General features: G+C 66.6%; 20 protein-coding genes, 1 rRNA gene, 1 pseudogene and 1 riboswitch. Of the genes and pseudogenes, 13 read left to right on the top strand and 9 right to left on the bottom strand.

Annotation, left to right across the window (positions count from 1 at the left end; genetic code table 11):
* The first annotated feature begins 137 nt into the window (after window positions 1–137).
* The 8 genes from BUF17_RS19555 to BUF17_RS19520 all read left to right on the top strand — a co-directional run bounded on the left by BUF17_RS19555 (window position 138) and on the right by BUF17_RS19520 (window position 7,827).
* Window positions 138–899, top strand: coding sequence for an ATP-binding cassette domain-containing protein (locus tag BUF17_RS19555; protein ID WP_073631895.1), 762 nt, complete (start codon window positions 138–140; stop codon window positions 897–899).
* 71 nt (window positions 900–970) lie between these two features.
* Window positions 971–1,972 carry a sugar ABC transporter substrate-binding protein gene (locus tag BUF17_RS19550; RefSeq protein WP_428977664.1) on the top strand — a complete coding sequence of 334 codons (1,002 nt, stop codon included), beginning with the start codon at window positions 971–973 and terminating at the stop codon, window positions 1,970–1,972.
* Between the two features lie 181 nt (window positions 1,973–2,153).
* Window positions 2,154–3,188: an ABC transporter permease gene (locus BUF17_RS19545; RefSeq protein WP_084564973.1), complete on the top strand. Its 1,035-nt coding sequence runs from the start codon at window positions 2,154–2,156 to the stop codon at window positions 3,186–3,188.
* Between the two features lie 17 nt (window positions 3,189–3,205).
* Complete coding sequence (locus tag BUF17_RS19540; protein ID WP_073631891.1) at window positions 3,206–3,994, top strand: glucose 1-dehydrogenase; 789 nt, start codon at window positions 3,206–3,208, stop codon at window positions 3,992–3,994.
* A gap of 32 nt (window positions 3,995–4,026) precedes the next feature.
* Complete coding sequence (locus BUF17_RS19535) at window positions 4,027–4,926, top strand: NAD-dependent epimerase/dehydratase family protein (RefSeq protein WP_073631888.1); 900 nt, start codon at window positions 4,027–4,029, stop codon at window positions 4,924–4,926.
* Between the two features lie 86 nt (window positions 4,927–5,012).
* On the top strand, window positions 5,013–6,269 hold the full coding sequence (locus BUF17_RS19530) for a D-amino acid dehydrogenase (protein ID WP_073631886.1): 1,257 nt from the start codon (window positions 5,013–5,015) through the stop codon (window positions 6,267–6,269).
* A gap of 43 nt (window positions 6,270–6,312) precedes the next feature.
* A complete protein-coding gene (locus tag BUF17_RS19525) occupies window positions 6,313–6,669 on the top strand; it encodes a RidA family protein (protein ID WP_073631883.1) in 357 nt (118 codons plus the stop codon).
* Between the two features lie 69 nt (window positions 6,670–6,738).
* Window positions 6,739–7,827 carry a D-TA family PLP-dependent enzyme gene (locus BUF17_RS19520; protein WP_073631881.1) on the top strand — a complete coding sequence of 363 codons (1,089 nt, stop codon included), beginning with the start codon at window positions 6,739–6,741 and terminating at the stop codon, window positions 7,825–7,827.
* Between the two features lie 126 nt (window positions 7,828–7,953).
* Here BUF17_RS19520 and BUF17_RS19515 read toward each other — a convergent pair whose 3' ends face one another.
* Complete coding sequence (locus tag BUF17_RS19515) at window positions 7,954–9,453, bottom strand: CoA-acylating methylmalonate-semialdehyde dehydrogenase (RefSeq protein ID WP_073631879.1); 1,500 nt, start codon at window positions 9,451–9,453, stop codon at window positions 7,954–7,956.
* A 240-nt stretch (window positions 9,454–9,693) separates the two neighbouring features.
* Between BUF17_RS19515 and BUF17_RS19510 the strand changes: the two genes are divergently transcribed.
* The gene (locus BUF17_RS19510) at window positions 9,694–10,662 is read left to right on the top strand and encodes a LysR family transcriptional regulator (RefSeq protein WP_073631878.1); all 969 of its coding nucleotides are present in this window, start codon (window positions 9,694–9,696) and stop codon (window positions 10,660–10,662) included.
* 25 nt (window positions 10,663–10,687) lie between these two features.
* On the opposite strand, the pseudogene repC reads toward BUF17_RS19510, so the two are convergent.
* The 8 genes and pseudogenes from repC to BUF17_RS19470 form a co-directional block, all read right to left on the bottom strand.
* Window positions 10,688–11,863 (bottom strand): annotated as a pseudogene (gene repC, locus BUF17_RS23345) (plasmid replication protein RepC); the annotation flags it as partial.
* Between the two features lie 255 nt (window positions 11,864–12,118).
* Window positions 12,119–13,150 (bottom strand): plasmid partitioning protein RepB, encoded by a 1,032-nt coding sequence (repB, locus tag BUF17_RS19500; protein WP_073631875.1) that lies wholly within the window; start codon window positions 13,148–13,150, stop codon window positions 12,119–12,121.
* The gene (gene repA, locus BUF17_RS19495; RefSeq protein ID WP_073632006.1) at window positions 13,150–14,343 is read right to left on the bottom strand and encodes a plasmid partitioning protein RepA; all 1,194 of its coding nucleotides are present in this window, start codon (window positions 14,341–14,343) and stop codon (window positions 13,150–13,152) included. The genes repB and repA overlap by 1 nt, the downstream gene beginning before the upstream one ends.
* Before the next feature lie 962 nt (window positions 14,344–15,305).
* Window positions 15,306–15,926 (bottom strand): thiamine phosphate synthase, encoded by a 621-nt coding sequence (locus tag BUF17_RS19490; protein ID WP_342186285.1) that lies wholly within the window; start codon window positions 15,924–15,926, stop codon window positions 15,306–15,308.
* Window positions 15,923–16,705 carry a thiazole synthase gene (locus tag BUF17_RS19485; protein ID WP_073631873.1) on the bottom strand — a complete coding sequence of 261 codons (783 nt, stop codon included), beginning with the start codon at window positions 16,703–16,705 and terminating at the stop codon, window positions 15,923–15,925. Before BUF17_RS19485 ends, BUF17_RS19490 begins: the two co-directional genes overlap by 4 nt.
* A gap of 4 nt (window positions 16,706–16,709) precedes the next feature.
* Window positions 16,710–16,910 (bottom strand): sulfur carrier protein ThiS, encoded by a 201-nt coding sequence (gene thiS / locus BUF17_RS19480; RefSeq protein ID WP_073631871.1) that lies wholly within the window; start codon window positions 16,908–16,910, stop codon window positions 16,710–16,712.
* Window positions 16,907–17,902: a glycine oxidase ThiO gene (gene thiO / locus BUF17_RS19475; RefSeq protein WP_073631869.1), complete on the bottom strand. Its 996-nt coding sequence runs from the start codon at window positions 17,900–17,902 to the stop codon at window positions 16,907–16,909. The genes thiS and thiO overlap by 4 nt, the downstream gene beginning before the upstream one ends.
* A 162-nt stretch (window positions 17,903–18,064) precedes the next feature.
* Window positions 18,065–18,165, bottom strand: a riboswitch (TPP riboswitch).
* A 229-nt stretch (window positions 18,166–18,394) separates the two neighbouring features.
* Window positions 18,395–20,053 (bottom strand): APC family permease, encoded by a 1,659-nt coding sequence (locus tag BUF17_RS19470; RefSeq protein ID WP_084564971.1) that lies wholly within the window; start codon window positions 20,051–20,053, stop codon window positions 18,395–18,397.
* A 299-nt stretch (window positions 20,054–20,352) separates the two neighbouring features.
* Between BUF17_RS19470 and tkt the strand changes: the two genes are divergently transcribed.
* From tkt to BUF17_RS19450, 4 genes are all read left to right on the top strand, one after another.
* Window positions 20,353–22,368, top strand: a complete 2,016-nt coding sequence (gene tkt / locus BUF17_RS19465) for a transketolase (RefSeq protein WP_073632000.1) — start codon at window positions 20,353–20,355, stop codon at window positions 22,366–22,368.
* A 48-nt stretch (window positions 22,369–22,416) separates the two neighbouring features.
* Window positions 22,417–23,376 (top strand): transaldolase, encoded by a 960-nt coding sequence (tal, locus tag BUF17_RS19460; protein WP_073631868.1) that lies wholly within the window; start codon window positions 22,417–22,419, stop codon window positions 23,374–23,376.
* 157 nt (window positions 23,377–23,533) lie between these two features.
* On the top strand, window positions 23,534–24,643 hold the full coding sequence (gene ribB / locus BUF17_RS19455; protein WP_073631866.1) for a 3,4-dihydroxy-2-butanone-4-phosphate synthase: 1,110 nt from the start codon (window positions 23,534–23,536) through the stop codon (window positions 24,641–24,643).
* Window positions 24,644–25,135: 492 nt separating this feature from the next.
* Window positions 25,136–25,352 (top strand): 16S ribosomal RNA (locus tag BUF17_RS19450); the annotation flags it as partial.

Here is a 25,352-nt window from a genome sequence, read left to right as displayed (position 1 = left end):
AATGACGGTCCGGGCCGCCAAACGGCACGCCCGGCCGTGCCGACGGTTCACAGTCGAGGCGAAGCTATCGCCGGCGCAGACGAGAGCGGACCGAAAGGCCGCGCGGTCGCGATCCTCACAAAGATGACGAGGAGCAGATGTCAGATACGGATTTGCTGAGGCTGCGGAACATCACGAAGCGGTTCGGCGCCATCGAGGCGCTGAAAGGCATCGATTTCGCCATGAAGCGCGGCGAGGTGATCGCACTCCTCGGCGACAACGGCGCCGGCAAGTCGACGCTCGTCAAGATCATCTCCGGCGGCCAGCCGCCGACCTCCGGCACGCTGGAGTTCGAAGGGGTGGAACGCACGTTCACATCGCCCTCGGAAGCCAAGAAGGCGGGCATCGAGACGGTCTACCAGGACCTGTCGCTCTGCACCAATGTCGACGTCGTCGCCAACTTCTTCATGGGACGCGAGCTGACGCGCAAGGTCTTCGGCATCCCGATCCTGAGGGAGAAGGCGATGTACGACGAGACGCAGAAGGCGATGAGGAACGCCGGCACGCGCATCCCTTCGCTGCGCGTCAATGTCGAACACCTCTCGGGCGGTCAGCGCCAGGCGATCGAGCTCAGCCGCTTCGTGCACTGGGGCGGCAAGCTCGTGCTGCTCGACGAACCCTTTGCCGCCCTCGGCGTGGAACAGACCCGCCGCGGCCTCGAAACCATCCGCCGTGTCGCTGCTGAAGGCATCGGCGTGATCGTCATCACCCACATCATGGCCCAGGCCTTCCAGGTGGCGGACCGCATCGTCGTGATCCGCCAGGGCCGTGTCGCGGGAGATGTCCGTACCGAAGACACCCGACCGGAAGAGGTGATCAAGATGATCACGGGTGAAATCGAGCGGGAACGTGCCTCTTGAAGCCTAAAAAACCACAGGGGACAGCCATGGGAATCGGAAAATACCTTCTCTCCGGCCTTTGCGGTGCGGTCATGCTGGCCAGCAGCATGAATGCGGCGTTCGCGGAATCCAAAGGCAAGATCTACTACCTCGTGCCCACGCTGCTCGACGAGTTCCAGACGGGCTCCGTCGACGCCATCACCAAGTTCATGGGTGAAGTCGGCTATGAGACGGTCTCGCTCGACGCGCAGAACCGTACCGACCTGCAGCAGAGCCAGATGAACGACGTCATCAACCTGAAGCCGAAGGCGATCGTGCTCGCCGCCGTCGACTTCGAGGCGATGAAGCCGGGGATCGAGAAGGCGCGCGCCGCCGGCATCCCGGTCATGATCTTCGACCGGCAGATCACGTCCACTCCGTCCGACCTGACTTCGGTCGCCGGCACGGTGGAGATCGGCGAGATCGCTGCCGACCGGATTCAGGGCCTTCTGAAGGACCGCTACGGCTCCGTGAAGGGCAAGGTGCTGCAGATCCTCGGCGACCCCGGCGATCCCTACACCCTCGACATCCAGAAGGGCTTCGAGGAGAAGATGAAGGCGTTCCCGGACGTCAAGATCATCAGCCAGCCCGCCCTGCAGTGGGAGGCCTCCAAGGCCGGCGACATCGCTTCCGACCAGCTTCTCGTCAACCCCGACATCGACCTGATCTTCGTCCACGCCGCCCATCTCGCGGTGCCGGTGGCCGCCATCCTCGAGGCGCGCGGCAAGAAGCCGGGCGACGTCATGCTGGTGTCCTCCAACGGCGCTCCGGTCGGCCTCGATCTGATCCGCAAGGGCTGGGAGCAGGTCGAAGTCGAGCAGCCGCTCTATGCCCAGGCCGCCGGCCTCGCCATGTTCGCCGACAAGGTGGTGAACAAGGAGAAGATCGAGCCGGGCGAGTACGACGTGCTCGGCCTGAAGTCCACGGTCACCATCGAGCCGTGGGGCCCGAACCTGAAGATCCCGGGCGCCGCCATCGACAAGACCAACGTCGACAACCCGTCGTTCTGGGGCAACGGCAAGCCGCCGGCGACCCCGATCACTCCGGTGAAGTAACGGCCCGGATCGTACAGCGGGAGGCGTCCGCTGCCGCCTCCCGCATCCGGATGCAGGCTCGGGCCTCGGCGGTCCGACCATCCGCCCACGCCCGCAATTCGAACCCGAAGCACGCGCGCAGCCCGGATGATGCATCCGGCCGAGCGCGGAAGCCGGCCCTGTGTGCCCGGAGAATCATCCCATGAATGCCACTTCGCCTGGTGCGGAATCCTGGTTCGCCGTCGGAACCAAGAGGCGGGCCGTCGCAGAGTTCGCCCTCGATAACCTCGTGTGGCTCGTGTTCGTCGCCGCCTTCGCGGTGTTTTCGATGACGATCCCGAACTTCTTCCAGATCAACATCCTGCTGAACATCCTGGAGCAATCGACCTTCATCGGCATCCTGGCGGTGGGCCTGACGCTCGTCGTCATCGCCGGCGAGATGGATCTGTCCATCGAATCCACGATGGCGCTCGCAGCGATGGGTTCGGCGCTGGTGTTCGGAACGAACGGAGCCGGCCTCGGCATCTCGCTCTCGCCGAGCTGGCTCAATGCCGCGGTGTCGATCGCGCTCTCGCTGGCCATCGGCGGAGCGGTCGGTGCCACCAACGCCTATCTCGTGGTGGTCTGGCGCATCAATTCCTTCATCGTCACCCTCGCCTCGTTCCTCTGGGCGCGCGGCCTCGTCGTCGCCCTCTCCGGCGGCCGGTCGGTCTACGGAATGCCCGATGCGATCCGCTGGGTGGCCGTCAGTTCCTTCCTCGGCCTGCCGATGCTGACCTGGGTCACGGCGGCGATCTTCGCGGTGTTCTCCGTCATCCTCTACAAGACCCCGTTCGGCCGCCATCTGATCATGGTCGGAGGAAACTCTGTCGCCGCGTTCCGCGCCGGCATCCAGGTGCGGCGCCTGATGATCACGGCCTTCGTGCTCTCCGGCATGATCGCTGGCTTCGCCGGCTGGCTGCTCGCCGCCCGCACCTCGGGCGCGACGGCCAATCTCGGCACCGGCATGCTGTTCGAGGTGTTCGCGGCGGTCGTCATTGGCGGCGTCAGCCTCAAGGGCGGCGTCGGCCGGCTCTCGGGCGTCATCGCCGGCGTGCTGCTGCTGTCGAGCATCTCCACCGCGATCAACGTGATGGGCATGCCGCCCCACTACACCCAGATCATCCGCGGCGGACTGGTGCTCGCAGCCATCCTGCTCGACACCGTGAAGACTTCCGCCCGCCGCCACCTCGCCTGACAGAACGGAATCCGACCATGAACAGACTGGAAGGGCGCGTCGCAGTGCTCGTCGGCGCAGCGCGCGGCATCGGAGCGGCCATCGCGGAGCGCTTCGTGGAAGAAGGCGCGCGGGTCGTGATCGGCGACACCGAGATCGAGGCCGGACGGGAAACCGTCCGCGCCCTCGGCGGCGATGCGGTGGCGCGGTTCGCCAAGACGGACATCTCCCGGCAGGACGATGCGGAGGCCGTGGTCGCGGCGGCGGTCTCGGCATTCGGACGGCTCGACATCCTCGTGCAGAACGCGGGCATCTATCCGCTCACCCTGATCGAAGACACCTCGGTCGAGGAGTGGGATGCGGTGCTGGGCGTCAACCTGCGCGGCACGTTCCTCGCCGCCAAGGCGGCGCTGAAGCCGATGCGGGCAGCCGGCTACGGGCGCATGGTTTTCACCTCGTCGATCACCGGTCCCCGGGTGACCTCCCACGGCCATGGCCACTACGGCGCCTCCAAGGCCGGCATCAACGGCTTCATCCGCTCCGCGGCGCTGGAGTTCGCCGAATACGGCATCACCGTCAACGGCGTGGAGCCCGGCAACATCCTCACCGAAGGCATGAAGGCCGGGCGCAGCGCCGAATTCATCGCCGGAATGGAAGCCGCCGTTCCGCTCGGACGACTTGGAACGCCGCGGGAAGTGGCGGAGGCCGTGCTATTCCTCGCCTCGGCCGAATCCGCCTTCGTCACCGGCACGACCATGATCGTGGACGGCGGGCAGATTCTGCCGGAAACCCGCGCCACCGTCCGGAAGGCGAAGGCCGGGGCCTGACGCGTCAACGATCCGATATCGGGAGAGGAAGCATGAGTTTCACCGCGCCTTCGAGCGTGCTGATCACAGGGGCCGGCGGCGGCCTCGGCCGCAAGCTGATCGACCGGCTGCTGGCATCGGACTGGTGCCGCAGGATCGTCGCCGTGGACCTCGTCCCGCCGACCGATCTCGCCGGCGACAGCCGTGTCGAGCCGGTCGCCGGAACGCTGCTCGACCGCGGCGGCGCCTGGTGGTCCGCCATGGCGGACGTCGGGGCCGTCGTGCATTTCGCCGCGCAGAACCCCCACACCGACGCGTCCTGGACCGACGTGGTCGCCTCGTTCGACATGACCCACAATGTCGCCGATGCCGCCCTCGCCCACGGGGTTTCGCGGCTGGTGTTCGCCTCATCCAACCACGTCATGGGCGGCTACAAGGACGCCCCGCTCGCGAGCAGCACGCCGGGCTTCCTGACTGTCGACCTGCCGCCTGCGCCCGGCACCAAGTGGGATACCGGCACCGGCTGGATGGATTCCACCCCCTACGCCACCGCCAAGCTGACGGGCGAACGGGTGATGGCCGCGGCAGTCGCCAACAGCGGAGGTTCTCTCTCCACGGTTTCGGTGCGCATCGGCTGGGTGCAGCCCGGCGAGAACAGGCCCGACACCATCAACATTTCCGGCGACGTCGTGTTCGAGCCCAGCCCTGAGCCAGAGGATGAAGCCGGCAAGCGCGACCTGCTCTGGTACCGCAACATGTGGTTCTCCAACCGCGACTTCGCAGGCCTGTTCGAGGCCGCGATCCGCGCCGATCCGGCGGGATGGCCCTCACCCGCGATCGTCGTCAACGGGGTGTCCGCCAACGCCGGCACCGGCTGGGACATGGAATTCACCCGGCAAACGCTCGGCTTCGTCCCCCAGGACGATCTGTTCGCGGCCATCGGCAAGCGTTGACGCAGGCGGCATCCCGGGCTCCGGACGGGAGACCGGGATGCCGCCGCACGCCGACCGCGTGCGGCTCGGAAAAGGGTGCGTGCATCATGCACATCGTTGTTCTCGGAGCCGGGGTCGTGGGCATCACCACGGCCCACGTGCTGGCCGAAGCCGGCCATGACGTGACGGTTATCGAGCGTGAGGCTGGACCGGCGCTCGGCACCAGCTACGCCAACGCCGGCCAGCTTTCGGCGGCCCTTTCCGCGCCGTGGGCGGTGCCGGGACTCCTCCACAAGGCGCTGGGCTGGATGGTCGAGCGCTATCCCCCGCTCGTGGTCGGCAAGCGCCCCGATGCGGCGATGGCCGGCTGGCTCTGGCGCATGTTCCGCTTCGCCAACACCCGCGATTATGTCGCCTCGAAGCAGGCGATGGTGCGGTTGGGCGAATTCAGCCTCGAATGTCTGCACGACCTGCGCGGCAATCTCGACTATGACGGCCGCAACGGCGGCACCATCGTGCTGTTCCGCACCAGCGAGCAGCGCGACGCCTATGGCAAGGATCTCAAGGCGCTCGCCGAACTCGGCATCGCCGCCCGCACGCTCGATCTCGACGCCCTCGCGGCGCTGGAGCCGAACCTCGCCATCCGCGACGCCGGCATCGTCGGGGCTGCCCATCTGCCCGGCGACGAGACGGGCGATTGCCGCCGCTTCACCGCCGGGCTCGCGGGACAGCTTTCAGACCGTCCGAACGTGCGCTTCCGCTTCGCCACGCCGGTGCGCGGGCTGGCCTTCACGGGCGATCATGTCACCGGCGTCGAGACGGACGACGGCACGGTCGCCGTGGACGCCGTGGTCTCCTGCCTGGGCGTCGGCTCGCTCGATGTGCTCGCGCCGCTGGGCATTCGCCTGCCGATCTATCCTCTCAAGGGTTATTCGCTCACCATTTCCGCCGACAGCGATGCCGTCGGCCCGCGTTCCACCGTTTCCGACGAAACCCACAAGGTCGGCGTCACCGCCCTCGGCCAGCGTATCCGCGTCGGCGGAACCGCGGAGCTCGCCGGCTTCGACCTCTCGCGGCCCGAGCGTCGCTATGCCGGGCTGTTCCACGTCGTGCGGCAGCTCTTCCCCGCCATCCCGCCGTCCGCTGTCGAGGCAGCGGAACGCTGGAGCGGACTGCGCCCGATGACGCCGGACGGTCCACCGATCATCGGACGGGCGCGTTTCGACAACCTCTATCTCAACACCGGCCACGGCACGCTCGGCTGGACCATGGCGTGCGGCTCGGCCCGGCTGATCGGCGATCTCGTCGCAGGTCGCCGGCCCGCCATTGCCATCGAACCGTTCTCTCCGGGCCGCTACGCGTAACGCCCGGCCCATTCAAACCTGCAAGAACCCAAGGAGACCCACCATGATCGAACGACTGCACACCGGCACCCGCATGAGCCAGGTCGTCACCTTCCCGCTGAGCGGCCGCCTCGTCGTGCTCGCCGGACAGGTCGCCGACAACCGCACCCTCGACGTCGCCGGCCAGACCGCCGACGTGCTTGCCAAGATCGAGCGGCTGCTCGCCGATGCCGGCGTCGGCAAGAAGGACATCGTCTCCGCCAATATCTGGCTGACGGATATCTCCACCTTCGACGAGATGAACGCGGTTTGGGACGCGTGGGTGCCCGCCGGCCACGCCCCGGCGCGCGCGTGTGTGGAATCCCGCCTCGCCGACCCCAACCTCAAGATCGAGATTCAGGTTCACGCCCTGAAGGCGTGACGACGGATCGGCCGGCGTCACCGGGATGCTGGCCGATTGATCCCATCTGATTTGTTCGCGAGAGAGCCGATGACCCTGGAAACCCTGAAGGCCGACGTCGCGCGGGAGTTCGGCACCCCCGCCGTGGTCATCGACCTCGACGTGGTGGAGCGCAACATCGCCCGCGTTCAGTCGCTGTGCGATGCGGCAGGCGTGGCCAACCGGCCGCACATCAAGACCCACAAGAGCCCGGTGATCGCCGCCATGCAACGCGATGCCGGCGCCCGAGGCATCACCTGCCAGAAGATCGGCGAAGCCGAGGTGATGGCCGCTGCCGGCCTAGACGACATCCTGATCGCCTACAACATTCTCGGCGAGGAGAAGATCGGCCGCCTGGGTGCGTTGCTCGCCCGCACCAAAATAACGGTCGCGGCCGACAACGCTGTCGTCGTCGCCGGCCTGCCGGGCGCGGCAGCGATCGCCGGCCGCGATCTCGACGTCGTGGTGGAATGCGACACCGGCCGCAAACGCGCCGGCGTGGTGACTCCGGCCGAGGCTATCGCCCTCGCCCGCGACATCACCGCGCGCCCGGGCCTGTCGTTCGCCGGGTTCATGCTCTATCCGCCGGATGGGGCCCTGACGGATTCCCAGGCCTTTCTCGACGAGGCGATCGCCGGCGTGCTGGAAGCCGGCCTGCCCGCCCCGCGGATCGTCTCCACGGGCGGTACCCCCAACGCGTTCCGCCTCGGCGGACTGCACGGCACGACGGAACATCGCCCCGGCACCTATGTCTTCAACGACCGCATGATGCTGGCGAACGGCGCCGCGCGACCGGAAGACTGCGCCCTCAGCGTGTTCGCGACGGTGGTCAGCCGGGCGGAATCCTGGCGCGGCGTGCTCGATTCCGGCTCGAAGACGCTGACGGCCGACACCGGCGGCGGTCTCGACGGGTATGGACTGATCCTCGAACATCCCGATGCTCGCATCGCCTCGTTCTCCGAGGAGCACGGGATCCTCGATCTCAGGGCCTGCCCCAATCCGCCCTCGATCGGCGATGTCGTGCGCATCATCCCGAACCACGTCTGCGTGGTGGTCAACATGGTCGACAGGCTGGTGACGGTGCGCGGCGACCGGATCGTCGGCGAACTTCCCGTCGCGGCCCGAGGCCGCCTGACCTGATCGCGTCGAACGGATCGTCCCCTTCCCGCTCGACGCAGAAAGCCCGCCGTCCATGACCCGGACGGCGGGCTTTCTTGTTCTCCGGCAGGGACCGGCGCACACGCCGCGCCGGCCGCGGCCAGTTCGTCACCGCATCGTCGGCATCGAGAATTCGGCGCCGTTCTTGATGCCCGACGGCCACCGCGAGGTCACGGTCTTGGTGCGGGTATAGAAGCGGATCGAATCCGGGCCGTGCTGGTTGAGGTCGCCGAAGCCGGAACGCTTCCAGCCGCCGAAGGTGTGGTAGGCGAGCGGCACCGGCAGCGGCACGTTGATGCCGACCATGCCGACATGAACCCGCGAGGCGAAATCGCGCGCGGCGTCACCGTCACGGGTGAAGATCGCGACGCCGTTACCGTATTCGTGCTTCGAGGGCAGCGCCAGCGCGGTCTCGTAGTCGGGCGCACGCACCACCGACAGCACCGGGCCGAAGATCTCATCCTTGTAGATGCTCATGTCCTCGGTGACGTTGTCGAACAGGCAGCCGCCGATATAGAAGCCGTTCTCGTAGCCCTGAAGCTTGAAGTCGCGGCCGTCCACCACGAGCTTCGCGCCCTCCGCCACACCGCGGTCGACATAGCCGCGGACGCGATCCACCGCCGCGCGGGTGACGAGCGGGCCGAAATCGGCGGCCGGATCGAGCGACGTACCGACCTTAAGGCCTTCGACCCGGGGCGTGAGGCGGGCCATAAGCCGCTCCGCCGTGTCATGCCCGACCGGGACGGCCACCGAGATCGCCATGCAGCGCTCACCAGCCGAGCCGTAGCCCGCCCCCATCAGCGCGTCCACCGCTTGGTCGAGGTCGGCGTCCGGCATGATGATCATATGGTTCTTGGCGCCGCCGAAGCACTGCGCGCGCTTTCCGGTCGCCGCCGCGCGGCCGTAGATATATTGCGCGATGTCCGACGAACCGACGAAGCCGACCGCCTGGATCACCGGGTTGTCGAGGATGGCGTCCACGACTTCCTTGTCGCCGTTCACCACATTGAAGATGCCGGGCGGGCCGCCGGCCTCGATGAAGAGTTCGGCAAGGCGCATCGGCGTGGAGGGATCGCGCTCGGACGGCTTCAGGATGAAGGCGTTGCCGCAGGCGATCGCAGGCGCCGCCTTCCAGAGTGGGATCATGGCCGGGAAGTTGAACGGGGTGATGCCGGCGACGACTCCGAGAGGCTGACGCATCGAATACATGTCGATGCCCGGGCCGGCGCCTTCGGTGAACTCGCCCTTGAGAAGGTGCGGGATGCCGATGGCGAATTCCACCACCTCCAGGCCGCGCTGAAGATCGCCGCGGGAATCCGGAAGCGTCTTGCCGTGCTCGCGCGAGATCAGCTCGGCGATGTTGTCGTACTCGGCGTTGCAGAGTTCGAGGAACTTCATCAGCACGCGGGCGCGCTTCTGCGGGTTCTGCGCCGCCCATGCCGGTTGTGCCAGCGCGGCGACCGCCACAGCGGCGTCGAGTTCCGCCCGGCTGGCAAGTGCCACCTTCGACTTCACCTCGCCCGTCATCGGCTCGAACACGTCGCCGAAGCGGCCGCTGCCGCCCTGCACGCGCTTGCCGCCGATGAAGTGACCGATCTCGTTCGTCATAGCCATACTCGTTCCTCCGCCGCTTCCGGGCGCTTTCCGGAGCCGTTCAGGGATTTCCCCGTCGGCGAAGGACGCCCGCCCTTCGAGATGCCACAGCCTGCCCTACCCGGCTGCACGGAGTGCGAGGGGCTCTGGACAGGCGCCGGGGACACCAAAGCCCTTTTATTTTCACACATCAACGGCCAAGATAGCTCAACCGCTGTGCGAAAATTCAAGTCGCCTGACATCCGGGACGAAGCCGTGGATTGGGATCAGCTGCGTGTGTTCCTCGCCGTGGCGCGAGCCGGCCAGATTCTCGGCGCGGCGCAGCGCCTCGGGCTGAACCATGCCACCGTCAGCCGCCACATCGCCGCGCTGGAGGAAAAGCTCGCGGCGCGGCTGATCGAACGCCATTCCACAGGCTGCACGCTGACCACCGCGGGCGAGCGGCTGAAGCTTACGGCCGAGCGCATGGAGGCCGAACTCCTGCGCGCCCAGTCCGATCTCGTCGGAACCGACCACGAACTCGCGGGTGCGGTTCGCGTTGGCGCACCGGACGGGTTCGGCAACTATTTCCTTGCACCCGAACTGCCGGCGCTTTCCTCCAGGCATCCGGAACTCGCCATCGAACTCGTTCCCCTGCCCCGCACCTTCTCGCTGTCCCGGCGCGAGGCCGATATCGCCATCAGTCTCGACCGTCCGACCCATGGCCGCCTCATCGCCCGGAAACTCACGGAATACGGCCTCAGCGTCTATGCCAGCGCCGACCATCTCGACCGGTTCGGCCCGATCCTGTCCGTCGAGGATCTGGCCGGACGTGTGATCATCACCGGCATCGAGGAGATGTCCTATTCGAGCGCGCTCAAATATCACGAGGCGCTCGAGCGGTTCTCCGGCAAGCGGTTTGCCTGCGCTTCCATCGCTGGCCAGCTCGAAGCGGTTCTGTCGGGCAACGGCGTGGGTATCATTCACGACTACATCGCCGTCCGGCATTCCAGCCTCGTGCCGGTGCTGCCGACGATCCGGTTTCGTAGGACCTACTGGATCATCAGCCACCCCGACAGCCATCATATCCGGCGCGTGTCGGCGGTCTATCGGGCCATCGTGGAGAGAACGCAGGCGGCGAAGGCGGCTTTCGACCGGGCTCCTCTGCCCGAGGGGCCGGCATTGCCGCAGGACGCTCCGGAGTTCGAGGCTGATGGTTCTCCCGGCGTTTCAGCAGCACCATGAGGCTTGCCTCGGGCCGGTAACCGCCGCGGCGTGCCTGTTCGGTAAGCCGACGGAGATAGCCACCCGGAGACCGGATGCGGTCGACCTGCTCGAGCAGCAAGGCGATGCTCACCGCCGTCCGCTCTCGCCCCATCACCGCGAGCGCCTCTGTCCATGCGTCCTGGCTGATCGAAAGTGCGACGCGCACGCGGTCTGCGGTGTCGATCAGATCGCTCCAGGATGCGATGCCGTGACGGGCGTAGTCGCGCACCGTCGGGCAGGCGGCAAGTGTCAGGGAGAGGGAACTCAACGGGATAGGCGTCTGTTCGGCTGCGCGCTTCGGGCCGTTATCTTGCTGCCGGCTGGCCTGCGTTCTGCAGGACGCGGCCTCGCCTTCGGCCGATCCATCTTTCTCGTCGCGTGCTTCATCAAAGATGGAATCTGGATCTTGAGTCTGTATATGGCGCTCATTCTGGCTGTCGCAGGCGCTCGATTTCTCCAATTTCTCGTGCGATTGCAGCGCTTTGAGGATATTGGCCCGCATCTCGTCGAGTTCCGCCTCCACAGCGCGAAGCGTGGCGAGGTCGAGCCCGCGAAGCGAACGGTCAAGAGCGCTTTCCTTGCCGCCTGGAAGCAGCGGAAAATCGACGAGGTCTTCCTCACGGGCGAGGTCGCGGGCCTTCGCGATGTCGCGCCGGTGCAGTGAAATTCGCTCGCGCAAAGCGGCACACTGCCGGCGCTCGGCACGGAGGCGTTCCACAAGCCGTTCAAATTCATCGGCACGGGCGAGCAGCGGCCTCAGATCGAAGCCGTATGCGACCTCGATCTCACCATGTTCACCCTTGCGGGCGTAGCGCTTGCCGTTCGGACTGTCGCGGCGGATGACGAGCCCTGCAGCGACCAGCGCGGCGAGGTGCCGACGCAAAGTCGCCGCCGCCATGCCGTGTGCACGCAGCGAAAGTTCGCGGTTCGAGGGAAACACCACGAGATCGGCGTCCGCGTCGAGCTCCATGTCCGCATGGCAGCTCAACAGCGCACTCAGAACCGACAGCGCGCGGTCCGATATCCCGAGAACGGGCTTCGCCTCCGCGATTGCGCGATAGAGTTTCCACTTATGCACCAGGGGCTTGGCCGGACGCGCCGCGACAGCCCGCTGGGCTGCGATCGAGGCAAACGTCAACGACCGCCGCCCGAAGGGCGTCGACACAATTGACTGGACCATGTTTCCTGCCTTGCACAGGCATAGAAATACGTCCGCCGAAACGGCGCTGATTCTTGACAGCGATTCGAGGAAGTGGTTCTCTCAGAGTTGCCAGACTAAGAGAGAGGCTTCCGGGGCGGAAACGTTTCGGAGGCCTTTTTTCTTGCCTACACTCCTCCTTGGGTCAGCGGGTTGAGACAGCCGGACGCAGGACGCCCGCCGCGCCGGAGCGCAGCAGGACATCGGCGTCCGAGTGGGTGAAGCGGAGCGCGGACATCATTCCCGCGGCTCCCGGGTGGCCCGGAACGCGGCATAGAGATCGCCCAGCCGGGACAGCACGAAATCGGCGAATTCAGGCGCGGCCTTCTTGTCCAGGATGAGCGTCATGGTCCTGGCGTCCTGCTGGATGCGCGCGACCTTGCGGCCATCCTCTGCCGTCCAGACCGATGCCTTTCCGCCGGGCTTTCGGCCTGCTTTCGACTTCGCCGCGGCCAGCCCGTCGAACACGGCGAGGAAGCGCTCGTCCGTCGGGATTGAGGCGAAGTCCTCCGCTTCGACGATCGATCTCGCCCGATCGATCCCCTGCCGAGCCTCGATCCTCTCCGCCAGTTCCAGCCAGCGGTCCCGGCCAGCCTTGGGGGCGGGGCCGATCGCCTCGATCACGAAACGCGGCACCTTCACCGCCGCCGAAATCAGCCGGGATGCGCCGGTCTTGTCGACACTGAGCGCGGCCATGATCGTCTCGCGATCGAACCCGCGTTCCTCGAGGCGCGCCGCAAACAGCGCCCGTTCGATGAACGAAAGATCCGTGCGGGCGGTGTTCTCCTGACCCTGGGCGACGACCAGCTCGGCATCGCTCAGCGCCTTGACGACCGCACGCACCTTCAGGCCGAGTGCGGATATTGCCCGCAGACGACGATGCCCGTAGGCGACCTGATACCGCCCGGCCTCGGCCGGGTGCGGCCGCACGAGGATCGGCACCTGCTGGCCGTGCGTGCGGATCGATTCCATCAGCGTCGCATGGTCGGCCTCGGAGCCCGGCAGGCGGTCGGCGACGAACGAACTCTCGATCGTCGCCGGATCGAGCTCGATCACGGCCTGTCCGGAAGCAAGCTGCGACTGAAGGGTCCTCGCCTCGCCGATCTGGGACTTCAGATGCTCGATGGAGCGGGTCACGGCGCCGATAGCCCCGCGATTTCCCAGCGTGGGCGCGGCGGCGGGCGTCGGTGCAGCGCCAGGCGAAACAGACGGGTTGCCGGCCGGCAACTCGGCGCTCGTCAGGCCGGAAAGCAGGTTCTTCCGCGCCATCAGGCCCTCCCCCACGCCTTGCGGATCAGGTCCTCGATCTCGCGGTTGACGTTGTTCATCGCCTCCAGCGCGCGGTCGTAGGTCGAGCGCGTGAACTGCTCGCGGCTGACCTCGTAGAGCGTCTGCTTCGTGATGCCGGCATCGGCGATGGCGGTGCTCTTCAGCATCGGATAGTTCAGCACATGATCGCCGAACATCGAGCGCATGAACGACACCATCTGGTTCTGCGGCCCGTCGCCGGGTTCGTATCGGGTCACCAGATAGCGCATCCAGTCATAACGCATGTTTCCGCCCGCTTCCGCCACGACGCCGAGAAGGTCGGATGTCATGATGAGGAACTGGCACATCGACATCACGTCGAGCATCTGCGGGTGGACGGTCACGAGCACCGCCGTGGCGGCGCAAAGGGCGGAAAGCGTGAGAAAGCCGAGCTGCGGCGGGCAGTCCACGACCACAACGTCGTAGTTGTCGGCGACGCTCGCCAGTGCCTCGTCCATGCGCGTGAAGAACAGAGAATCCGAGCCATCCGCGAGCGCTTTCGGCGTCTCGTGCTCGAACTCCATCAGTTCAATGTTGCCGGGGATGAGGTCGAGACCGGGGAAATAGGTCGACCGCACGATTTCGGAGAGGGGGCGCCGCTCGCCGTCATAGCGGATGGCGCCGTAGAGCGTCTCGTTCTCGCCGATGTCGAATTCCGGCTGATAGCCGTGCAGCGCGGAAAGGCTCGCCTGGGGGTCGAGATCGACCGCCAGCACGCGATAGCCGTTCAGCGCGAGATATTGCGCGAGATGCGCCGCGGTCGTGGTCTTTCCGCTGCCGCCCTTGAAATTGACGACGGTGATGACCTGGAGATGCTCGCCGGCCTCGCGCCGCGGCAGGTAGCGGCGATCTGCCTTGCCGGCCTCGGCGAGATAGGCGCGCAGAGCGTGGATATCTTCGATCGAATAGGAACGCCGTCCGGAGGGGCCGACTTCAGGCTGAGGCCCCTTCCCTTCCAGCGACAGATGGCGCAAATATCCGTCGTTGACGCCGATCAGCTTCGCAGCTTCGCCCGACGTGAACTTGCGCAGCGTCTTGCGGGCGGAAGGCGGAAACAGTTGCAGCCGGTGGGCCTGGAGCTTGGCCGAAAGCTCGCGCGCGTGATCGCCGATCAACGCATGGATCGCAGTCGGCTGGTCTGAGACGGTACGCATCGCGCTGGCCACGGGCTTCTTCTCGACGGTTCACAATCGTATCTACGCTTTCGGGCGCAAGGCGCTCTTCAAGCCGTGTCTAATACGCCCGATTCTGATGCGATGTGCAAGGACCAAGAAGTTAACGAAAGATTAACGGTCCAGCAGCAGTCCAGTGGACAACGTCAAAGGTGATGGTCGCGTCCGAATCGGGCGAGTGGTTATCCCGCCGCGCGCTAAGATTCGACGCATCTGGAAGAAGTCGACTCGGGGCTTTACCGATTCGGATCTTGGCGGGGCGATTCGGAAGCAATGCACCGCAGGCAGAACAGCTGATCGGCGCAGTTCACCCCGTGAACGGGGTGCTCAATACATGAGTCACCCTCGGTTTCACAAGATGCGCGTCGCTACATTGATGGTGTTCGCCGCTCGGCGGCCATCGATGCGGGGCATCTCATCCGCGGCGCCGCCCGCCGGGCCGGGCAACCCCCACGCGGCAGTATGGAGATCAGCCGGGTGTCACGATCGGGCCCCCCGGTAACCGTATCGACATCTTCATGCGTTTTATTCGGGTGAGTATCCCAGGACGCCTGAACTCGCGCGCGGTCGATCCGACAGGGTGCGCTGATACTGCACTGCTGGCCCTCTTACGGTGAAATCGCATCTGCCGGTGTGACGCAATCAAACCATCAGATATATTGGCAGTGAGGTCCGCCCTGTTTCCGGAACAATGACTTGCGGAAAAGGCGTTTCCGCGCCGCGAGGCGCTGCAAGGCCGGGATGAGAGGCGTCTCTGCCTCTGGCACTCCGGGTGCGGCCTCCGTCACCGGTGCCGCGCAGCTCGGGAGTTGCCGGCCGGCAACCGGGCTGATGCGGAGGGTCACGGGCCGGCTCGGATGCCCCGAAGCATGACCCATCCTCGTTGCAGGATCCGGTCCGACGGGTCCAGTTGCCGGCCGGCAACCGGCGCGGCGGGTGACGGGTCAACGGCGAGATATGCCCGCAGGGCGGGTCCGCGAAATCCAGTCCTGACAACGCGTTGCCGGATCCGGGCTCGTAACGATGTCCGTGACGACGGCGACGCTCGTCGCCCCCGCCTGGAGGCACGCCCCTGCCCTCTCCACGGTGATGCCGCCGATGGCGACGAGCGGCAGGTCTCCGATCACCCGCCGCCACGTCGCGATCCGGTCGATGCCTTGGGGAACCCATGGCATCGCCTTGAGCCGCGTCGGGAAAATCGGCCCGAGCGCGACATAGGCCGGGTTGACCGAAAGCGCTCGGTCGAGTTCGTCATGGGTGTGCGTGCTGACGCCGACGGCAATGCCGGCACGGCGTAGCGCCGGCACATCCGCGCCGTCGAGATCCTCCTGACCAAGGTGGATGAAGTCGATGCCTTCATCGATCGCGAGACGCCAATGATCGTTGAGAACGAGCCTGGCTCCGGCGGCCCGGCAGAGATCGCGGGCACGCCGGACCTCGTCGCGCAGATCAGGCGCCGAGGCATCCTTGATGCGCAGCTGCACCAGCTTGATTCCGGCGGGCAGGAGGCCCGCGATCCAGGCGGCGCTGTCGACGACGGGATAGAACGGATCGAGCGGCATCATGCGAGCACCGGCCGGCCGAGCAGGGGCGTCGAGGGCGCGGCCATGTCGCGCGGCTCGATCGGATCGGCTTCATAGGCCGCGCGCCCGGCCTCGACGGCGAGTGCGAACGCGCGCGCCATGGTCACGGGTTCACCGGACTTCGCGACGGCGGTGTTGACGAGGACGGCGTCGTAGCCGAGTTCCATCGCTGAGCACGCATGAGACGGGAGGCCGATGCCCGCGTCGACGACGAGCGGGATGTCCGGGAAGTGGGCGCGCAGCGCCCGCAGGCCGAACGGATTGCCGAGGCCCCGACCCGAGCCGATCGGCGAGCCCCAAGGCATCAGCACGCGGCATCCGGCCTCGACCAGCTTCTCGGCCACGACCAGATCCTCCGTGGTGTAGGGGAAAATCTCGAATCCGTCGGCCGCCAGGATGCGGGCCGCCTCGACGAGCGCGAACGGATCCGGCTGCAGGGTGTCTGTTTCGCCGATCACCTCCAACTTGATCCACGACGTGCCGAACAGTTCCCGGGCCATTTGAGCCGTCGTCACCGCCTCCTGCGCGGAATGGCAGCCGGCCGTGTTCGGCAGAACGCGCACCCCGAGATCCCGGATCAGCGACCAGAATGCCTCGCCCGCCCGCGCGCCGCCGGCTTCGCGCCGCAGCGAGACCGTCACGATGCCAGCCTGCGCCGCGCGCACGGACTCTGCGAGGACGGCCGGGGAGGGATATTGCGCCGTGCCGAGCATCAGCCGGGACGGCAACGAAACGCCGTAGACGGTGAACGGGTGTGACATCGGTTTATCCTCCCTGGCGCGGGGTTACGATTTCGACCTTGTCGCCATCCGCGAGCGGACGAGCCGGGCGCTGTGCCGCGGGCACGAAGCGGCCGTTCAGGGCGGTCGCGACCGTCTGGTCGCCGTAATCGAGTTCGGCGAGGGCATCGGCGAGGGTGCCGGCGACGATCTCGACCGGCTCGCCGTTGATGAACACCGTCTTCATTCGTGATCCTCCCAGGGTTCGCCGTAGGCTGCGGCCACGGCGCGCCGGGCGCACCAGGGCGACAGCAGGAAGCCGTGCCGGTAAAGGCCATTGATCCGGATCGTGCGCCCGTCGACATCGACCGCGGGCAGATTGTCGGGGTAGGCGGGTCGGACGTCCGTTCCGACTTCGACGATCTCTGCCTCTCCGAAGGCGGGATGAAGCGCGAAGGCGCCGCCGAGAAGCTCCATCATCGAGCGCGCCGTTATGCGGCCCCGCTCCTCGCTTTCGATCATGGTGGCCCCGATCATGAACAGGCCGTCCGCCCGGGGCACGACATAAAGCGGCATCCGCGGGTGTAGCAGGCGGACGGGCCGGGATAGACGGACCTCGGTGCTGCGGACGAGCAGCATCTCGCCCTTGACGCCGCGCAGCGCCGACGCGGGCGTTAAAGGCGGGCGCTGCTCCCGCGCGGCGAACCCACGGCAGTCGAAGATGCGGTCGGCGTCGATCGCGAAATCGGTGACGTCCGTGTCGAACCGGATCGGCACGCCGGCCTCGGCGAGGCGGCGGGCGAGCGCGGCGAGGGCACGACGTGGATCGAGATGACCCTCGTGCGGAAAATGGAGGCCGCGGGAAAAGCGGCCGGCGAGGGCCGGCTCGAGGGTGGCGATGGCGTCCGGCCCCACCATGTCGAAGCCCGACGTGCGCCGTGAGAAGCGCTCCAGTTCGGCGCCGTCGCGTGCAGGCGCGACGACGAGCGTGCCCGCAGCCACCGTCTCCGGAAAGCGCTCCCGCCACCATGCCAGAGCGGCAAGGCCACGGCGAAGGACGGCCTCGTCGGCGCTTTCCCGCTCGCACCAGGGTGCGAGCATGCCGCCGGCGAACCAGGAGCACGAGCGCGCGCCGAGATGGCTGCCGCGGTCGACCACCTCGACGGTCGCCCCGCGCTCGACCAGCGACAGCGCGGTCGTGAGCCCGGCGACGCCGGCCCCGACGACGAGACATCTCATCGCCGGGACCCCCGGCTTTGTGGCGTCGAGGCCGATGGCCTTATCGATCGGAGATCGGGCGGCAGGGCAGGGGTGAGCATGGGCGGGCATCCCTCGAAACGGATCGGACGGATCCGGGACGACGATGCCGATGACGATTGGAGGGGCTCTCGTGGCGACCGTTCAGGCCGTGGTTCCCGTCCCTTCGCCGGCATGACCCGGATCAGGTTCGAAGGGTTCGGCCAATGCCGTCTCAGCCCAAGCGGGCGCCCCTCGGAACAGTGGGACGTTAGCACGCCGGCTTCTTTGCCAACAAGGTCCGGCCGGCGGTCGGTTACGGACCTGGCGACGGGGGAGGGCAGGGGCCGTCCCCGCCCTTTCTTGGCTGCAGCGGCGACATCGTCACCGCTATTGCGATTCACCCGGCGGAGAAGGCCTCCGCCGGGCCCGAAAGCGGCAATTGATAGAAGGGATAACCCATTGATTTGAAAAAGCTATGGAAGAGCCTGGCCTTCAGCCGGTTCCTGGTTCGGCGCCGGCATCCAACTGAGCGGCCTCGGGCGTGAGCCAAGCCGACCGATAGGACCAGACGTAGAACCCGAGTGAGACGACCGTGACGGCTACGAACGAGCCCATCTCGGAGAGAAGGCCGAGACCGCCGAATCGCGGGCTTCCGACATAGGAGATCGCCGCCATCGTGACGAGATAGGCGGGAAACCACGCGCCGGCTTTCAGCTGCCGGCCGATATCGTGAAAACCGGTCTTGGCCTCGTAATAGATCCAGAAGCCCAGCCCCGCGACGATGATGAAGATGACCTCTCCGGTCAGGGGCCACGAAGACCAGTAGAGCAGCAACGACACCGCGACGAAGGTCACGGGCGCGAGCACGCCCGCGAACGGCAGCCGGACCGGCCGTACGGCACTCGGGGCGAGCCGTCGCAGCGAGATGAACGCGACCGGCGCGCAAAGGTACCCGATGACGTAGCCGACCGAGATGACCGCGGCGAGTTCGTCCCAGCTCGGAAAGACCCAGAGACACGCGATCGACGCGGCGAGCACCGCCCACATCGCCGGGCGCGGCAGAAGGGTATGCTTGTGCAGCCGCCCCATGGATTTCGGCATGTGGCCGTCGCGCTCCATGCCCCACAGCATGCGCGAGGCGGACGCGAGATAGATCACGCCGGATCCGGACGGGGAGACGAACGCATCGAGATAGAGCAGCATCGCCAGCAGCGACAGGTTCAGCGAGATGGCGAGATCGGCAAAGGGCGAGCGGAAATCGAGCCCGCTCCAGCCGCCGCCGGCTGCAAGCTGGGACGGCGGCAGCGCGCCGATGAACGCGACCTGCAGCACGACGTAGATCACGAGGCACAGCGCCAACGACCCCAGCACCGCGATGGGAATGGTGCGGTTCGGGTTCTTTGCCTCGCCCGCGAAGCTGATTGGCGTCTGAAAGCCGTTGAAGGCATAGACGATGCCGGCGCCGGTCACCGCCGTCAGCGCCCCGGACCAGCCATATGGCGCGATGCTGCCGTTTCCGACCGCGGAGAAATTGGAGGCGTTGAAGCCGAGATAGATCAGCGTGCCGGCCGAGAACAGCGGCACGAAGATCTTGAAGATCGTCACCGCCTTCACCGCCCGCAGGAACACCTGCATCGACCAGTAGCACAGCATGAAATAGACGACGCAGAGCAGGCTCGCGACCAGGAGGCCGGTGTGGCTGAGCGACTGGGTCTGCGAGGAGAACAGTTCATGCGCCCAGGGATAGTCCCAGTTGCTCATGTACTGCACCGAGGCGGAGGCCTCTGAAGGCACCGTGCTGGTGAAGCCCACGAACCCGGCCCAGTCGCCGATGAAGCCGACGAGGGAACCGTGCGAGAGCTTGGCGAACCGGCCCATCCCGCCAGTGCGGGGCATCATCGGGCCGAGCTCGCACAGGGTCAGGGCCGTCAGCGCGATGATGAAGGCGCCGATGATCCAGGAGAAGATCGCCGCCGGCCCGGCATAGCCCGCCGCGTGTGCGGCACCGAACAGCCAGCCGGATCCGATGATGGTTCCGACGCCGGTCATCAGCAGGCTGACGAGGCCGATGGTGCGCCTCTGCTGTCCCCCCTCGCCAGGTGAAGTCGTGCCCGCGCCGGCCGGTGCGGCGCCGGAATCGTTCCGTGTCATGATGGCGTTAATCCCCCAGGTCCGTCTCTAAAGTCCGTGCCCCGCGGCCAGCTTTACAATTCCTTCGCCGGGAAATGAAGCGCCGCGGCGGGAGCGGGACCGGCCTGGAAACGGGGTGTCTTGCCCGGATCGAAACCATGCACAAAACGCTGGCGGACAGATGTTTTCTCTTGCCAAACGGCCCCTGTCCGTCGCTCATGGAGCGCGCAGGCAAGGCGCTCGCCAAGGAGCGCGCGAAAACCGGACCGGCCGCCGCTGCGTATCGGCGCGGCTGCGGCGTGAATGAGGAAATTCCCGGCATGGCCAATCCCGATTCTTCCACCGGAGCCACAACCGTCGAGCACCGCGATCTCGCGAACGCGATCCGCTTCCTCGCGATCGATGCAGTGGAGAAGGCCAATTCCGGTCACCCGGGAATGCCGATGGGCATGGCCGACCTGGCCACCGTGCTGTTCACCAAGCACCTGAACTTCGATCCGAAGGCGCCGCATTGGCCGAACCGCGACCGTTTCGTGCTTTCGAACGGCCATGGCTCCATGCTGCTTTACGCCGTGCTGCACCTGACGGGCTATGCCCAGGCGACGCTCGACGAGCTGAAGCGTTTCCGCCAGCTCGGCGCCCGCACGGCCGGCCATCCCGAATACGGCCACATGGAAGGCATCGAGACGACCACCGGGCCGCTCGGTCAGGGTCTCGCGACGTCGGTCGGCATGGCGCTCGCCGAGCGCAAGCTTGCGGCGGAGTTCGGGGAGGATCTCGTCGATCACCACACTTGGGTGTTCTGCGGCGATGGTTGCCTGATGGAGGGCGTCAGCCACGAGGCGATCTCGTTCGCCGGCCATCTCGGCCTGTCGAAGCTGATCGTCGTGCACGATAACAACCACATCACCATCGACGGTTCCACCTCGCTTGCGGTCTCCGACAACCAGCGCGCCCGCTTCGAGGCGTCCGGCTGGGCGACGCTCGAGATCGACGGGCACAACCCGGAAGAGATCGACGCCGCCTTCACGCTGGCGAAGTCGCTCAACAAGCCGGTGTTCATTTCCGCACGCACGCATATCGGGTTCGGCTCCCCGTCGAAGCAGGACAGCGAGGGCGCCCACGGCGCACCCCTCGGCGCCGCCGAGATCGAGAAGACCCGCGCCGCGCTCGGCTGGCCGCATCCCTCCTTCGAGGTGCCGGAAGAGATCTACGCGGTGTGGCGCAAGGCCGGCGCCCGTGGCGAGGCGGTCCGCCTCGCCTGGGAGAAGACGCTCGCCGAGGCCGAACCCGCCAAGGCGGCCGAGTTCACGCGCCGCATCGAGGGCCGGCTGCCGGAAGGCGTGGCCGAGGCTGTCGAGGCGGCCCAGCGCGCTGCCGTCGCCGCGCCGCAGGCGATCTCCACCCGCGTCGCCAGCCAGCGCGCGCTCGAGGTGCTGACGGCCCACGTGCCGGAAATGGTCGGTGGTTCCGCAGACCTCGTCCACAGCGTGCTGACCAAGACCAAGTCCACGCCGCCGATGTCGAAGCAGGACTTCACCGGCCGTCACATCAGCTACGGCGTGCGCGAGTTCGGCATGGCCGCGGCGATGAACGGCATGTCGCTCCACGGTGGCATCCTGCCCTATGGCGGCACCTTCCTCGTCTTCTTCGATTATTGCCGTCCGGCCATCCGTCTTGCCGCGCTGATGGGTGCCAAGGTCGTGTTCGTCGGCACGCACGATTCCATCGGCCTCGGTGAGGACGGCCCGACCCATCAGCCGGTCGAGCATCTTGCCAGCCTGCGCGCGATCCCCAACCTGCGGGTCTATCGTCCGGCCGATGCGGTCGAGGCGCTGGAGTGCTGGTACGATGCGATCGCGCTTCCTGGTCCGAGCGTGTTCGTCGGCTCGCGCCAGGGTGTGCCGCAGATCCGGCTCGACCCGGAGACCGCGGTGATGCCGTTCCGCGGCGCCTATGTCGTCGGCGGCGAGCCGGCGAAGCGCGACCTCACGCTGCTCGCGACCGGAACCGAGGTCAGCCTCGCCGTGTCCGTCCGCGACGCGCTGGCGGCGGAGGGCATCTCGGTCGCGGTGGTGTCGATGCCGTGCTGGGAGCGCTTCGACGAACAGACCGAGGATTATCGCCGGTCCGTGCTCGGCGATGCGCCGCGCATGGCGGTGGAGGCGGCCTCCCCGTTCGGCTGGACGCGCTATGTGGCGCGCGAGGCCGACGTCTGTGGCGTGCCGACTTTCGGTCTCTCCGCCCCGGCGCCGGAAATCTACAAGCACTTCGGGCTGACGACCGAGGCGATCGCGGAAAAGGCCCGGGCGTTCCTCGCCGCGGGCGGCCGCTGAGCCGCCGGCGGATCGCCGCGCCCCAACCGAGAGACAAGGGAGATCGAAATGCCGTCGAAGCTCGATCAACTGCGTGAGATGAGCGTCGTCGTCGCCGATACCGGCGACATCGATGCCGTGAGCCACCTGAAGCCGGTGGACTGCACCACCAATCCCACTTTGGTGCTGAAGGCCGTGGGCCTGCCGCGCTTCGCCGACACGTTCGAAGAGGCGCTGGCGTGGGGCCGCAAGCAGGCGGGTACGCCGGAGGCGGTCTCAAAGGCCGTCGCCGACCGGCTCGCCGTTTCGGTAGGCGCAGCGCTGACCGAACTGGTGCCGGGCCGCGTTTCGACCGAGGTCGACGCCGACCTTTCGTTCGATACCGCCGCGACTCTGGAAAAGGCGCGAGCCGTCATCGCCGCCTACAAGGCGCGCGGGATCGGCCACGAGCGCATCCTGATCAAGATCGCCTCGACCTGGGAGGGCATCCGCGCTGCGGAGATCCTTCAGAAGGAAGGCATCGACTGCAATCTGACGCTGATCTTCTCGAAATATCAGGCTGTCGCCTGCGCGGATGCCGGCGCGTTCCTGATCTCGCCGTTCGTCGGGCGCATTCTCGACTGGTACGCGAAGTCCACCGGCAAGACCTATACCGCCGAGGACGATCCGGGCGTCCAGTCCGTGCGCGAGATCTACACCTACTTCAAGACCCACGACGTCAAGACGGTGGTGATGGCGGCGTCGTTCCGCAATGTCGGCGAGATCGAAGCTCTCGCCGGTTGCGACCGGCTGACCATCTCTCCGGCTCTGCTCGAGGCGCTCGGCAAGGACGAGGGGCCGCTGGTGCGGCAGCTCAGCCCGGAGACTGTCGGCGCCGCACCAGAGCGGCTCGTCATCGACGAGAAGACGTTCCGCTGGGGCATGAACGAGGATGCTATGGCGACCGAGAAGCTCGCCGAGGGCATCCGCACCTTCGCCAAGGACCTCGCGTCCCTGCGCAAGATGGTTTCCGACCGGCTCGCGCTCTGAACCGCTGCCGACGACAGCCTTTCCGGCCGCCATATCCGGCCGGATGTTCCCCGGCCGGGCACGATTGCCCGGCCGCAGTCCGCCCCGCGGTCCCGCCTCGGGGCCTTTCCCCGGGGCCGGTCCCTGAGCGGCACCCGTTCGAGACGGTGCACAATCCATGGAACTCGACAAGATCGAGGCCGCGATCAAGGCCTTCGCCGCCGGCGAGCCGATCGTGGTGGTCGACGACGACGACCGGGAGAATGAAGGCGACCTGATCCTGGCCGCGTCGATGGCGACGCCGGAGAAGATCGCGTTCATGATCCGGCACACCAGCGGCATCCTCTGCGTGCCGATGACCGGTCAGCGCGCCAGCGAGCTCAACCTGGCGCCGATGGTGGCTCAGAATCTCGATCCGATGCGGACCGCCTTCACCGTCACGGTCGACTACAAGGTCGGGATGACGACCGGCATTTCCGCCGAGGAGCGCTGCAACACCGCGCGCGCCCTCGCCAACCAAAACTGCACGGCGAGCGACTTCCTGCGGCCGGGGCACATGTTCCCGCTGATCGCCAAGCCCGGCGGCGTCCTCGCGCGGTCCGGCCATACCGAAGCCGGCATCGATCTTGCGCGGCTCGCCGGCCTCGAGCCCCTCGCCGTGCTGTCGGAGATCGTCAACGACGACGGCACGGTGAAGCGTCTGCCCGAACTCGTTCCCTTCGCCCGCGAGCACGGGCTCAAGATCATCTCTATAGAGGACCTGATCGCGTATCGGCTGCGGAACGAGACCTTCGTCTCCCGCGTGTCGGCGCGCGACATGACCGTCGCCGGCCTGCCGGCGCGGGTGCTGGTCTATCGCACGCCGTTCGAGCCGCTGGAGCATGTCGTCGCCGTCTTCGGCGATGTGGCCGAGGGCGAGCGCGTGCCCTGCCGCATCCATCGCGAGCAGCCGATCGGCGACCTGTTTGCGCGGCCGAAGTCCGGGCGCACATGGGTTGAGGCCGCGGTCGACAAGTTCCGCGACACCCGTCGCGGCGTGCTGATCTTCCTGCGCTCCCCCCAGGCGGAGGATGTCGAGGAGGTCGTGGCCGAACCTGGCAAGGATGGCGAGAAGCACTCGAGCGCGCTCGCTCGAATGAACCGCTGGCGCGAAATCGGGGCCGGTGCGCAGATCCTTCGCGATCTCAAGGTCCGCTCGATCTCGCTGATCGCGAGCTCCGAACGCCAATATGTCGGCCTCGGCGGCTTCGGAATCGAGATCGAGGAGACCATCCTCGTCGATGGCTGACCGTCCACAGGCTGTGGAACATCCGAAAGACGCCTGTTAAATCAGGCGGTTATGGCGGGTCGGAAACAGGCCCGCCATTTTTTTTGAAAGGCGGCGTTGACAGGCGGCCGGCCCAGGACCTATAAGCCCCCTCACAGACGGGGCGGCGGTTGCCGGCGACGGCGACTGGTTGTTGCCCCGAAAGATGCTCCTTGGATCGCGAGCGTTTTGACCGGTGTGTTTCATCCGGGCATGTGTTTGCGGACCAGCAGTATCCGAGGACACTGGTTCCTCAGTTTTTTGACAATTTGGATGGAAGGAAGGGAAACGTAGGCGGCGCGGTTTTGCGCGGCTGGTTCTGAGAGGGACTGGCCGGTTAAGAGACAAGACGGCGCGATACGTTTTCCGAGCTCACTCAGAAGTTCTGGTTCTGGACCGCTGTGAAGCGGGAAGGGATTGGATCTGGGATGAGACCTCGTCGATGACGTGATCGTGCTGGGATATTCTCTTATTAAACCTGAGAGTTTGATCCTGGCTCAGAACGAACGCTGGCGGCAGGCCTAACACATGCAAGTCGAACGCTCTCTTCGGAGGGAGTGGCAGACGGGTGAGTAACACGTGGGAACCTACCCCTTGGTACGGAATAACTGATGGAAACGTTAGCTAATACCGTATGAGCGCTGAGGCGGAAAGATTTATCGCCAAGGGATGGGCCCGCGTAGGATTAGCT

This window comes from Pseudoxanthobacter soli DSM 19599 (assembly GCF_900148505.1).
GTDB lineage: Bacteria > Pseudomonadota > Alphaproteobacteria > Rhizobiales > Segnochrobactraceae > Pseudoxanthobacter > Pseudoxanthobacter soli.
Note: the sequence above shows the minus strand (reverse complement) of the source record. Positions and strands in the feature narration are given on the sequence as shown.